The sequence below is a fragment of the Paracoccus sp. Z118 genome, from assembly GCF_019061185.1.
In the GTDB taxonomy this organism is placed as follows: Bacteria; Pseudomonadota; Alphaproteobacteria; order Rhodobacterales; family Rhodobacteraceae; genus Paracoccus.
In genome coordinates this window covers 1-625 of sequence record NZ_JAHQZU010000109.1, presented here as the reverse complement: position 1 = coordinate 625, position 625 = coordinate 1, and the positions used below count along the sequence as shown (strand labels likewise).

Genomic DNA, 625 nt, shown 5'->3' with positions numbered 1-625 from the left:
AAATACTACGATTCCCTCTCGGGCTGGTATCGCATGACCGGCGGCGACACCCGGCAGGTCGATGGCATCACCGGAGCAAGCGTCGGCGCAGGCCGCACACTGGAGATCACGCTCGATCTCGCCGACGCGCTGTTCGACGCGGGCTACACCCTGCATGTCGATGCCGCCGTCGAAGACATGCGCGACAGCCCGAACGAGGTCGAACTGCCGCTCACCGCAGCCGGGGCGAGTGCCACCGGCTCGCGCTACATCGCCAGCGTTTCCTACAAGTAAGGCACCAAGATGATCCGCGCACTCCATCGCTGGCCGGGCGTCCTGGCCGCGTTGCTGCTGACGGTGCTTGCGCTGTCCGGGGCAGCCCTGTCGGTTTATCCCGCGGCCGAGCGGCTGTCTTCGCACCAGGTCGGGGCCAGCCTTTCCGTGGCCGATCTGGCCGGCTCGATCGCCGCCAGCCATCCGGGGCTGGAACAGATCCGGCGTTCTCCTTCGGGGCAGATAACCGCTTACTGGTTCGACGGAGGCACCCCGCAGGCGGCGGTGATCGACCCGGCGACTGGGCTGGATGCCGCCTCGGCCGATCCCGACGTGGTGAGGCGCTGGCTCACCAACTTGCACCGCTCGCTGT

Annotated in this window: 2 protein-coding genes; both read left to right on the top strand. The window is 67.7% G+C overall.

Annotated elements, in window-relative coordinates; genetic code table 11:
- Window positions 1-273, top strand: a 273-nt coding sequence (locus KTN05_RS17735; protein ID WP_217330678.1) for a DUF2271 domain-containing protein, incomplete at its 5' end; no start/stop codon positions are given.
- A 9-nt stretch (window positions 274-282) separates the two neighbouring features.
- A partial coding sequence (locus tag KTN05_RS17730) for a PepSY domain-containing protein (RefSeq protein WP_217330677.1) occupies window positions 283-625 on the top strand: 343 nt, incomplete at its 3' end.